Below are 10,886 nucleotides of genomic sequence, written 5' to 3' on the forward strand. Positions count from 1 at the left end.
GGTGTGGTGGAAAAAGGCCCGGCTCCAACCTGAAGAGAAAAGCCGGGCAAGGCTCACCACCAAGTGAGTTACTGAATCCCGATCTTCTTCAGACGCTGGGCAGCCAATTGGGCGCTTGTCTCGCCAGGTGCAAGGCGGGTGTGTTGAAAGTCAGGTGGTAGATCTTCGTGCCGACCGGCAACCAGGTTGAGTTCAGACGGGATACGTCCTCCCACAGTTGCACCGGTGCGGCGCGCGATCGACTGCAATGCGCACAGGTCTGCATAGGTTGCGCCCAGCTTTTCGGTTGCGGCGTTGATCTCGGCAACGACCCTCGCCCGCTCGGCAGTTAACCAATGGCCCATCAGTTCTTTGAACGCCTCTTCCGCTGTTACCAGGTCCGTCTTAAGCCGTTCCAGTTTTGCTGCGTAGCCACGGGCCGTTGACTCGGCTGTGCGCTTTGCTTCCCGGGCGCCGGCCAGCTTTTTACCGAGTGCCGTCAGTTGCTTCTCCATTGCGGTCAGTTCGGCCTGGGGAGACTCCCCGAGCGCGACATCGGCGGCCAGCAGGTCACGCTCTGCGGACAGGGCATCATGTTCAGCCTGCAGATCGCTCGGATCTCCGATCACCATCTCCGCAAGCGCACGCTCAACCCGTTCGATCTGTGCCCTGGTATCGTCGACGGCCTTCTTGGCTGCCTGCAGATCCTTGGGGGTCACGTTCATGCTTTCGTTGTTGAGGCTGTCCTTCTCCGCTTCCAGTTCGTCGATCTCGGCGAGGATGGGGTTGAGAATGGCGAGGGCCGCTTTCAACTCGGCGTTGGCACTGTCCGTTTCGCTCTTTATCTCCGAGGCGTAGTGGCTGGAGATTCGGCGATGATCCAGTGCCGCGGCGTCGCCCTTGAGGCGGGCCAGTGTGCTTTCGTGCCGGCTGACTGCTCGCTGAGCATCTGTTTTGGGCTCGTAGAGCTCGTTGAGCCGCTGCTCGATCTCCTGAACTCGTTCGCGGCGCTTCAGCGCGTTGGATATCGCGTTGTTACCGGTCAGCATTTGGGTGATTGCATTCATGGTGTTTCCTCGTGTCTGCGTTGGTGGTGTTGTGAATCGGATTTAGTTCTGTACGCCGGTTATGAAGGCGAGGTTGTCGCGGCTCATCTCGATCCGGATGTTGTCGAGAATGCGGTACATGAAGGCGCGGATCTCGGGTTCGAGCCCGTCTGCCTGGATCTTGATCAGGCCGTCACCGCTCTCAAGGTTGGCGATCTGAGCATCCATTAGATCTATCTGCTTTTCCGTAAGCTCCTTTTGTAAATCAAGCTGCTGTTGGCGCCGCTCGTTTTCTAGCTCGATCTGATCCTGGATGTACCAGCGCTCACTTATGTTGTCCGCCTCGAGGAAGTAGCCAAATAAATCGCTCAACAGTCCCGCCGTTACTCCAATCGAGTCAGATAAGCCATCGATAATGGCAATAGCTCTCTCAGCGTCCGACTTGAGTTGTTCAACCTGAAGATCAAACGTGAACTCCATGTGCTTGAGCCGTTCATTGCTGGCGAGCGCCTCGAGTTCTAGCCTGGCGTCCGTCATGATCTCAAGCTCTTTCAGTCGAACATCCGCCAGCTCTTTGGCACTAAGCTGAGCTTTAACCTGGGCGTCTGTCAGTTCATGGGTGGCTTCGGTTTGTTTCTCGGTAGTGGTGAGCCAGTTGTTCTCGGTCGCGATTTGCTTGGAGTGCTCCAGCGTCCGGCGCTGCTCGACGGACAGTGCTTCGATCTGCTCTTCGGTCAGCGAGGCAAGGGCCTTGGCATTCTGGATATGCCACTCTCGGAGTTCCGCTTGAGCTTTGGCGCCTTCCTCGTTGACCTTGTTCAGGTTCTGCTGGGCCACTGAGCTGTTGAACAGGATCTGCACCTGCTCCTCATAGCTCTTGTTGCTGAAGGCCACCTGTTCGGCGATGCGCTTCTCGGAGTCGGCAAACCATGCCTTGGTTTCCACAAGCTGCTTGGTCTGCTCATCTGCGGCAGCCAGGGCCTCGGCGTCGCCGTTGAGTGCCTTCTGCAACTGCACCAACTGATCAGCCATCTCTTTGGCGCGGCGTTGCGCGGCATCGGTGCTGGTCTCCAGACCGAGCAAGCTGCGGCTGAGGTCGTAGACGTTGGGGGCGACCGCAACCAGCAGGCCGAAACCGGCGATCAGGCCCGTGACCGGGTTCATAAGCAGGGGAAGGATGGTCGATATGCTGGAAGCAGCGCCAGCCATCCCCTTGGCGCCGGCAAACAACGTCAATGCGCCGCCGGCGGCACCGAGTACGGGAAGCAGATGGTTGAGTCCGGTTGCGAGCCCGAGCAGTTGGCCAACCAGTTCTTTCAGGTCCTGTCCGAGTGCATTGGCGCCGTCGATCATGGCTGCCAAGCCTTGGATGAACGGCTTAAGCCCGCTCACTGCGCCAGCGCTCAGATTGGTCAGGGTGGTGACCGTATCGATAATGGCTTGTATAGCCACCTTGAGATCTTCCGGCTTGGTGAGATCCAAGCCACCGAACAGAGCGGCAATTTCGGTACCGAGGCCGTCAAAGGCTGCCAGTAGTCCCTCAAAGTCCACGCCTTCCAGTGCTTCAGGCAACGCTTTGGCGATGCCCTGAAGTGTCTCCGTGATAGTCTCTGCCGCTTCGTCGGCAGCGTCATAGAGGGGCTTAAAGGCATCGCCCCTGAACTCGAAGCTCAGTGACTTGAACACCTCGGCCAAGGCGCCAGCAGCTTCTCCATAGCTATCCAGCAAGGGGAGTCCTGCCTCAGTGAAAGCCACCTGAATGTTGTTGAGCAGGTTCTGGTTGATGTTCTCGAACTCCTTGGCCATTGCGGCTGCGGCATCGCCGGCGACACCGGCGCGCTCCGCCATCTTGCCGAGGATCTCAACGAACTTGCCGCCCGGGTCATTTACCAGCGCCAGCGCAGCCTGAAGCGCTTCGGTGGAACCAAACAGCTTGCTCATCTCCTCGGCGCTGCCGCCAGTGCTCTGCATCAGCTGCAGCATGACCGCCTGAAGGCCATCGCCGCGAAGAGATACGTCACCCAGCGCCAGACTTAGGCTGTCCGAAGGCTTGATCAATTCGGTGAGAAGGGCCTTGAGCTTGGTCGCAGATTCGGCGGTGCTGCCTTGGGTCAGGGTCAGAGTGGAGAGGGTGGCTACCAGTTGATCGAAGGGGACGCCGGCGGCACTGGCGACACTGGTTACCTTGCTGAGGTTCGCGCTGAGCTCGGGAATGTTGGTGGCGCCGGTCTGTACTGCGGCAAACAGCACATCGGAGTAATCGGCCGCTTGGTCGACCGAGGCGCCATAAGCGTTCATGCTACCCGTCAGCAGCTCGGTGACCGACTGAAGATCGGCACGGCCAGCGGTAGCAAGCGTCTCGGCAGCGGCTACCAGCTCAATGGAGTCTGCCCAGTCGGTACCGGTTGAGATCGCCTGATAAACCGCGCCGTTAATCGCGTCGATCGACTGGGTGGAGTTCCGGGCGTAGTCCAGGATTTCGGATTTAAGCCCGTCCACCTGCTCGGTGGTGCCATTGAACAGGGTCCCGATCTCGGCAACGCTGGTGGAGAACTGCCCCGCCTGGTTGATCGCGACACCGGCCATCGTTACGCCGAAGGCGACCACCGCCGTTTCAGCAGCCAGTATGTTCCGTGTCCAATCCTCCATCGGGCTGGTGACGGAACCAAGGTTGCCTTCCAGGTCCTGCATCCCAACACCGATACGCCTCATAACGCCCGACAGGTCATCGGTACCGGCGAATATCACCTCAACTGTTTTCTTCAGATCTGCCATCGGTGATACCTCCTGTGATTCAGTTCAGCGCCAGCGATTGGCAGTCGGGGTTTTTATCCAGGTAGATTTCGCGACACATCTGGGCGGTGTGCTCGCCGATCACGCCACGCTTCACCATCGCGTCGAAGAAGGTGCCCACCTGTGAGCCGGGCATCAGTTGCGCGGTACCGACCACGGCGCCGGCAATCTGCACCGGGTCACTTTCAAACTTCACCAGGTGTTCTATCCGCTCCAGTCCGATCAGGACCTGCAATGGATACTCGCCGGTCGAATCGGTGGGCAGGGGCGGCCGCTCGGGGTGGGCTTCTGCGTAAAGCTGTCGGCAACCCACTGCCTCTGTGTCTGACAGGTAGCCAAGCTTCACCATCGAATCGAGGAAGAAATTCACGGCGAAGTGAGGGGTTTCCTGTGCTGTGGCGCAGATCGCGCCGAGGATCTCGTTGCGGGGTGCTTCCCGCTTAACCAATTCGTTGATAAGGGTCAGTCCAACCATGGCTTTTAGCGGTGCTCGGGCCGGTTGGTGGTTGTCAGGTGGAAACGTGCTCATGGTTATCCTTCTGTCTTCGGTGGGTGTGTGCGATTTCCTGTCCCTCGATGGCTTTCCCAGTTGAAGGCCAGGTACTTGCCACCGCCATCTTTCAATCTGTCGATTACCCGCTCCCCAAGGAGTGCCTTGATCTCTTCGCCAGCCAAGTTGCTGATCAATATCGTGGGTGCACAGTTCGCGTAGCGGTCGTCGATTACTTCGAACAGCAGGTTCAGTTCATCGTCCGTGCCGCGCTGAACACCGATCTCATCGAGGATCAGCAGGTCGAGGCGTGCCAGCTTGTCCAGCACATCTTGAGTCGACAGGCGAGAGTCTTTGCGGTAGGTATCGCGGATTGTGCGCAGCAGCTTCTGCGCGGTGTTGTACTGGGCCTGGTACCCCTCGTGCGCGAGGTGGGCCGCAATGGCACAGGCGAGGTGGGTTTTTCCTGTCCCCGGCATACCGGCGAGAATCAGACTGGCGCCAGAATGGCGGTGCTCGGAGAAGTTTTCGGCATAGCCCTGCAGTACACGTAGCGTCTTGGCCCTTCGCTCATCGTTGTTGATGCGATAGCCGGTGAAGCTGGATTGCTGGAAGCGCCGAGGGATCTGAGCACTATCCAGACGGCTTTGGAGTAAGCGATTTTGGCGCTCCTGGTCGAATTCGCGCTGGCGCTTGATGGTCTGCTGCTGGATTTCCTCATCGTGGCACACGGGGCAGGCGGATACGACGTGCCGAGGGCCGACCCTATTGGTAACCGCCTGATATTCGCAATCATGCTTTTTGCAATAGGCTGTCTCTGTCGCGATGACCGGGAATATCTCGGCCAGAGTTGCTGAGTTATGCATCCTCGAAGCCCTCCAGGCCTTGTTCGTAGTTGCTCTGGTCGAACCGGCGCCGTTGCTTAGCGGTAGCCCCACCCTTCGGACGGAATACACCCTGCCAGCCGTTCATGATCGACTCCTCGAGGCATACAATGGGGTCATGGCCTTCGGAGCGGAACGAATCCAGTTTGCCGATCAGAAGGGTCAATGCCTTCTGTGTCAGGGGCTTCTTGATCGACTTGCGGTGATCGATGAATTCCTCAACGGTCTTGAGGCTCAACCACTCTGGTACGACCGACAGGTCTGGCGCCTTGTTTTTTGTAATAGTGTCTTTTGAATAGTTGTCTTTCTTTTGTGGGTGTTGATTTCTATCCGTTTTCGGATTGGTTTCAATCTGCTGGCGGATTGATTTCGATCTATGTGCAGATCGATTTCTATCTGTTTCCGGTGGATTGATATCAATCTCTTTTCGGATAGATTTCGATCTGTTTGCAGTCTGCTCCCACTGGCCGTAGCGTGTATTTATGGTGATGCTTTTCCCCGTCCTTGAAATAATGTTGCGTCTTTCAAGCTCTCTCATATCTGCCCGGATATTGGTGAGATCGCCTGAATATCCGATCTGATCCGCTATTTGTGCCGGCGCCAGCCAGTCGGTGGTTTTATTGAAGCCGAGCAGCTTGCGGATAATCGCCATAAGCACGCGATACTGCCGGCCACTGAGTTCAACGCGGCAAAGGATATCAGCCATCTGATTGGGCACTCTGGTAAATCCAGTTGCCTCTGAACCGGAAGCTCTAGAGGCTTCAATGGGATAGACCTTCGCTGTTTCAGCCACGGTATTACCCTTCAGGCTGCAGTGTTCGGCTTGCTTTCGAACTGCGCCAGCCATTGATCGAGGACGCCGGTTTCGTAACGAACCGTTTTACCGATTTTCAGAAACTCGGGTGTTTGAACGCCAGCGAGAGTGCCGGTAGAGCGGGACCATCTGAGAGTTGAAGAACTGAAGCCGATATAGTCAGCGGCTTGGTGGGTATCCAGAAGGGCGCGGTTATTACGCCCTTGGTTACGTGTGTCATTTGTAGTCATGCGCCGCACCTGCTGTCTGTTGTTGGTCACAGGTGCATAATAAAGATTCTGTTTTTTAAATTCGCCTCAAAACAGTGTCACAGTTCTGATCTTTTTTTATTTTGTAGGGTATCGCTCACAATCTTTATTGAGCCATATATCATGTTTATTGCAGTTTCGTTGAAGTTCTCTCCAGCTGATTTCATACATTTTTTCAATAACTTCTACAGCGTCTTTATGAGAGCGCGGCTGTAGTCGATCAAAACCATTGTCGCTATGCCAACCGGTTCCACTTCGTAAAGCATTATAATGCGACGCCATTTTTTTATATTTACGCTTGGCTGTGACACTTCCCTCATTATGCGCGTTGCCAATTAAACCAAGAATACGAAGAGCCTCACTTTGCCTTTTTCTAAAATCCTTGCTGGTATCTGCCAACTCGTTGTTTGCATCGGCTAGTCTTTGCAATACATCTTCTTCGAATCGCTCGGCCGCATGCAACTGCTGGCGCTCCCGTTCGGCTATTTTCAGGCGGGTCACAATCCGCTCAATCTCTCCTACGGTCAGACCTGAATCGGTTAATTCATCGGCCTGAAGTCCTCTCCATAGATGGATAATATATTCTCCGTATTCCAACTCAGCTGTAGGACCGACCTGAAGGTCTGGAGCGCCAGCGCACACCCGCTGATAAGCGCGACCTGCCGAGCGAATCAGTTTCTCGACCCCAGTCAAATTTCACTCCTCCAGCGTCAACTGACTGATATGAATTCCAAGAGCCGAAGCTATCCGCTTGAAAGTGGTGTGGCGGGGCCGGGCCTCCAGGCGCTCCCACTGCGCAACCTGTGACTGAGATACGTCCAGCCGGCTCGCCAGCTCCTGCTGGCTCACGTCCAGGTACTCGCGCCAGGCACGGATCATTGGCACGTCATCAACCAAGTGGCGCGAAACTACCTCGTTGGGGATTGTCAGCGACTCGGCCTCGCCGGCCTGCTCCATCAGGGCTGTAAACTGCTCGAGCGGTACGACGGCATAGCGGCGGCCGTCGATCTCGTTGATGCGGTAGTCAATATGTGCGTTCATCGCGCTTTTTCACCTCCTCGATTGAGATGATCCGGAGCCCGGTTTCAACATCGAACAGAACTCGATAGTTGCCGACCCGGAGCCGGTACTGGTGTGTGTGGTTCCTCAGCGGTTTAATGTCGCTGCTGCTCATACAGGCAGGCCAGTCGGCAAGATCGGTGACCTTCTTCACGATTCTGATCCGATCCTGCTTGGCCAATCGCTTGGCCTGCTTAACTGCCTTGGGCTTCCATTCAACCGAATGCGTCATAAGTTTATATAAGTCTATATTGTTGGGCTCAGTTAGCCAAGCTGGAGATGGAGGCCGATTCTGCTGTTTGGTGGGCGACCGGAATGTCAGGCGTCTGTGACGCCGCGAAGCGCTCGATATACTCCCTGGCAAGGTCCGGGCGCAGGTGGCCGTAGTGTTTGATGGTCGTCTGGATATCTTCGTGGGCCATCAGTTTGGAAACGGTCAGCAGGTCGGCGCCGGCCAGGATCAACTGAGATGCGAAGTTGTGTCTCAGGGTGTAAAGCTGCAGATCCTCGGACAACCCAGCGAACTCTCGCACTTTTCGCCACGGCTTCTGCATCGCGTGCTTATCCATCCGTCCGCTCTTGCTGCTGGCGCTCGGGAACACATAGCCGCTGGTCGGTTTGCCGCGCTGCTCGTGCCAGACCGTCAGCACCTGGATCAGCGGCTTGGAGATCGGAAAGGTGCGCGGGTCGCTCTGGTGGTGTGCTGTCTTCTCGATCACCTTGCGAATCGTGCCGAAGTTCAGGTTCACATGCTCCCAGCGCAAGCCGAACAGGTCTCCCGGCCTGAAACCGCAATAGAACATGGTGAGGATCCAGGGCTTAACGTGGTCGACATATATCGCCGTATCCAGATCGGGGAGGTGGGCTTTTCCATGCGATCGGCTGTTTCGCCGACCGCGCCGGGCCTCCTCCTGATAGGCATCGATCCCGTCGAACAGTGCTTTGGTCTCATCTTCGGAGAGGTAGCGCCGGGCGGTACCGGCTTCGGCGAGTTCCTCGTCGGTCAGGTGGGGCTTTTCCAACTGACACTTGGTCAACTGGTGACTGTCGATGGTGCCGGTTTTAACCGCGTGATTGAGGCAGGTCTTCAGTGCGCCGAATATCCGCTTGCTGGTCTCGAAAGCCAGTCCTGCGGTTTCTTGCTCGGCCTGCCACCGGCTGATATTGCGCGGGGTGATTGCGTCCATCGGCTTATCCAGCCAGGTCGCAAAGTGAGTACGCAGCATCTTGATGGTCAGTTCACCGGACTTGCGGCGGCGCTGGTGCGCTTCGTACACCTCAACGATATAGGCCCCAAGACTTTGCTGCTGCTGGCGTTTCGCGGCCCTACGGGCTTCCTGCTTCTGCTCCAGCACATCCTCACCGGCGGACACCCGGCCGATCATCTGCCGCGCCAGCTCTCTGGCCTGGTCTGCTGTCAACGCGGGGTAGCGGCCAATAGTCAGCGTCTTCTGCTTCCCTTCTGCGTTCCGGTAGAAGAGGCGGTATGAAATGCCGGTGGTGGTCTTGAGCGCGTGGAACCCTTTTAACTCGGTGTCCCAGATCTTGGAATTGGGCTCGGCTCCCTTGGCGAACGCCTTTAAGACGCCTGCGGTGATTTTCGTGGTGGTCCTGGAAGCCATCGCCTTCTCCGTGTCAGCACTATGTCAGCAGCGTGTCAGCACATTGTAAGCAAAAACTTATAACTTTGACAAACATGTACCAACCGTAAATAACCGTTTTTTGTTATCTAAGTATTTGATAAATATGCAGTGTGTTTGTTTGTTATTGTTTGGATTGGTTAGTGGTAGATTATAAGTTATACGCCTTGACATGGTGGGGGTCGCTGGTTCGAGTCCAGTTAGTCCTACCAGAATTTTTAAACAGAAACAGCGGGTTAGCGAAAGCGGCCCGCTGTTTTTGTTTTTGCAGCTAAAAACGGGCTGCACCAGGCAGCCCGAAAAGACCAACGTCTATCGCGTTGGGACTAGAGACTGAGCGCTGACACGAGAAACGTCAGTCCCGAAGCAAGACAGATAAAGTGTTAGCGGATCAACTCGCTGAGCAGGGCGTATTTTTGCTGGAAGGCAGTCAGTGCCTTGGCGGCGTCGACCTTGGTGTCCATGAAGATCTCGAAGGCGTCGATCCCCTGATAGATGAACAGGTCGAACCCTGACATTAGCGCCAAACCATGGCGGTGGGCTTCGATCAGGAACTCGGTATCCAGCGGGGTGTAGACGGCATCGAAGGCCCACTTCTGGCCGCCGAATAGCTCGGGTTGCAGCGGGTTACCGGGGCTTTTGTAGTGCCCGACCGGTGTGCAGTTGGCCAAGCCGTCGGCCTCGCGCGCGGCATCGGCCAGGGCGTCAGTCCCTGCCACGCGGGCGCTGTAGCCTGCCGAGTTGATGGCGTCGGCCAGTGATTGTGCGGCGGCCTCGTTGAGATCGAACACGATCACTTCGCTAGTGCCGACCTCGAACAGGCCGAATGCAACCGCTCGCCCCACGCCGCCAGCGCCGATCAGCAATACTTTGCCGGCCGCCTGGTCGCCCAGGCGGGCACGGTAACCACGGATAAAGCCTGTGTAGTCGGTATTGGCGGCCAGGACTCCGTCAGTCAGCAGCAGCGTGTTGGTCGAGCCGACAAGTGATGCATCGGGCCGGGTTCGATTTGCCAGATCCAGCGCGACCTGCTTGAACGGGTAGGTCACGTTACAGCCGCGATAACCTTCGGCGCGCAGCCGGCTCAGGGTGTCCGCAAATGCGGCCGGGCTGTCGTCACGCGGCTCGTGCAGTTGGTAATCGATGGCGTAGTCGGTCAGCTCTCCGAGTAGTGTATGCAGGGAGGGGGAGCTGGATTTGGCGATCGAGCGACCGATTAGTCCCAGTTTGATCATGTGGTTACCTTCGATGCGGGGCGCCTGCCGGTTGGCGGCGCCCGCGGTAGAGTGTGGTTACTGGTTCAGGCCGCCGCATCCTTGGACTTGCCGGAATCGTTGGAATCGTCCTGCTCCGATGGGCGCTTGATGCAGCGCCTCATCAGCTTCCACAGCGGCGTCTGGCTGACGAACACCAGGGTGATGATCGAGAACAGTACGATCGACAGCGGGCTGGCGAACAGGTTGCCGAAGAACTCGCCCAGGTCGCCGCGCTCGGAGATGATCGCCCGGCGCCAGTTCTCATCCACCAGCCGACTGAGGATCACGCCGAGGATCACCGGACCCACCTGGTAGCCATACAGCTTCATGAAGTAACCGAGCACGCCGAAGCCGAGCATCCACCAGATATCCGCCACCGAGTTGTTGATCGCGTAGGCGCCGACGATCGACAGCAGGAAGATCAGCGGAATCAGGATCCCTTTCGGGCACTCGACGATGCGGGCGAACAGCTTGATCCCGGTGAGGCCGAAGATCAGCACGAAGATGTTGGCCAGGGTCAGGTTGCCGACGGTGAACCAGAACATCTCCGGCCGTTCGGTGAGCAGCAGCGGGCCCGGGTTCAGGCCGTGGATGAACAGTGCGCCGATGAACACCGCGGTCACCGCATCGCCGGGGATGCCGAGGGTCAGCATCGGGATATAGGCACCGCCGACGGC

The 10,886-nt window shown here is 57.1% G+C and carries 12 protein-coding genes; all 12 read right to left on the reverse strand.

What is annotated here, in order from left to right:
• Positions 1–68 precede the first annotated feature (68 nt).
• The gene (locus KQ940_RS11220; protein ID WP_217413713.1) at positions 69–1,046 is read right to left on the reverse strand and encodes a coiled-coil domain-containing protein; all 978 of its coding nucleotides are present in this window, start codon (positions 1,044–1,046) and stop codon (positions 69–71) included.
• Positions 1,047–1,088: 42 nt separating this feature from the next.
• Positions 1,089–3,800: a phage tail tape measure protein gene (locus KQ940_RS11225; RefSeq protein WP_217413714.1), complete on the reverse strand. Its 2,712-nt coding sequence runs from the start codon at positions 3,798–3,800 to the stop codon at positions 1,089–1,091.
• Positions 3,801–3,819: 19 nt separating this feature from the next.
• The gene (locus tag KQ940_RS11230; RefSeq protein WP_217413715.1) at positions 3,820–4,347 is read right to left on the reverse strand and encodes a hypothetical protein; all 528 of its coding nucleotides are present in this window, start codon (positions 4,345–4,347) and stop codon (positions 3,820–3,822) included.
• A 2-nt stretch (positions 4,348–4,349) separates the two neighbouring features.
• Entirely contained in the window at positions 4,350–5,174 is an 825-nt protein-coding gene (locus KQ940_RS11235; protein WP_217413716.1) for an ATP-binding protein, read from the reverse strand.
• Entirely contained in the window at positions 5,167–5,985 is an 819-nt protein-coding gene (locus KQ940_RS11240) for a replication protein (RefSeq protein ID WP_217413717.1), read from the reverse strand. The genes KQ940_RS11235 and KQ940_RS11240 overlap by 8 nt, the downstream gene beginning before the upstream one ends.
• Before the next feature lie 11 nt (positions 5,986–5,996).
• Positions 5,997–6,236 (reverse strand): helix-turn-helix transcriptional regulator, encoded by a 240-nt coding sequence (locus tag KQ940_RS11245; protein ID WP_217413718.1) that lies wholly within the window; start codon positions 6,234–6,236, stop codon positions 5,997–5,999.
• A gap of 96 nt (positions 6,237–6,332) precedes the next feature.
• A complete protein-coding gene (locus KQ940_RS11250; protein ID WP_217413719.1) occupies positions 6,333–6,947 on the reverse strand; it encodes a hypothetical protein in 615 nt (204 codons plus the stop codon).
• Positions 6,948–6,950: 3 nt separating this feature from the next.
• The gene (locus KQ940_RS11255) at positions 6,951–7,295 is read right to left on the reverse strand and encodes a helix-turn-helix domain-containing protein (protein WP_217413720.1); all 345 of its coding nucleotides are present in this window, start codon (positions 7,293–7,295) and stop codon (positions 6,951–6,953) included.
• The gene (locus KQ940_RS11260; protein ID WP_217413721.1) at positions 7,279–7,545 is read right to left on the reverse strand and encodes a type II toxin-antitoxin system RelE family toxin; all 267 of its coding nucleotides are present in this window, start codon (positions 7,543–7,545) and stop codon (positions 7,279–7,281) included. Before KQ940_RS11260 ends, KQ940_RS11255 begins: the two co-directional genes overlap by 17 nt.
• Positions 7,546–7,573: 28 nt before the next feature.
• The gene (locus tag KQ940_RS11265; RefSeq protein WP_217413722.1) at positions 7,574–8,935 is read right to left on the reverse strand and encodes a site-specific integrase; all 1,362 of its coding nucleotides are present in this window, start codon (positions 8,933–8,935) and stop codon (positions 7,574–7,576) included.
• 401 nt (positions 8,936–9,336) lie between these two features.
• Positions 9,337–10,188, reverse strand: coding sequence for a shikimate dehydrogenase family protein (locus KQ940_RS11270; protein WP_217413723.1), 852 nt, complete (start codon positions 10,186–10,188; stop codon positions 9,337–9,339).
• 65 nt (positions 10,189–10,253) lie between these two features.
• Positions 10,254–10,886: tripartite tricarboxylate transporter permease (locus KQ940_RS11275; protein ID WP_217413724.1), on the reverse strand; the 633-nt coding region annotated here is incomplete at its 5' end.

The sequence above is a fragment of the Marinobacterium ramblicola genome, from assembly GCF_019084545.1.
Lineage (GTDB): Bacteria > Pseudomonadota > Gammaproteobacteria > Pseudomonadales > Balneatricaceae > Marinobacterium_D > Marinobacterium_D ramblicola.

What these genes read in the sequence shown, in the direction of transcription:
- KQ940_RS11220 (WP_217413713.1), bottom strand. Translation starts at nt 1,046, where the DNA reads ATGAATGCAATCACCCAAATGCTGACCGGTAACAACGCGATATCCAAC.
- KQ940_RS11225 (WP_217413714.1), bottom strand. Translation starts at nt 3,800, where the DNA reads ATGGCAGATCTGAAGAAAACAGTTGAGGTGATATTCGCCGGTACCGAT.
- KQ940_RS11230 (WP_217413715.1), bottom strand. Translation starts at nt 4,347, where the DNA reads ATGAGCACGTTTCCACCTGACAACCACCAACCGGCCCGAGCACCGCTA.
- KQ940_RS11235 (WP_217413716.1), bottom strand. Translation starts at nt 5,174, where the DNA reads ATGCATAACTCAGCAACTCTGGCCGAGATATTCCCGGTCATCGCGACA.
- KQ940_RS11245 (WP_217413718.1), bottom strand. Translation starts at nt 6,236, where the DNA reads ATGACTACAAATGACACACGTAACCAAGGGCGTAATAACCGCGCCCTT.
- KQ940_RS11255 (WP_217413720.1), bottom strand. Translation starts at nt 7,295, where the DNA reads ATGAACGCACATATTGACTACCGCATCAACGAGATCGACGGCCGCCGC.
- KQ940_RS11260 (WP_217413721.1), bottom strand. Translation starts at nt 7,545, where the DNA reads ATGACGCATTCGGTTGAATGGAAGCCCAAGGCAGTTAAGCAGGCCAAG.
- KQ940_RS11265 (WP_217413722.1), bottom strand. Translation starts at nt 8,935, where the DNA reads ATGGCTTCCAGGACCACCACGAAAATCACCGCAGGCGTCTTAAAGGCG.
- KQ940_RS11270 (WP_217413723.1), bottom strand. Translation starts at nt 10,188, where the DNA reads ATGATCAAACTGGGACTAATCGGTCGCTCGATCGCCAAATCCAGCTCC.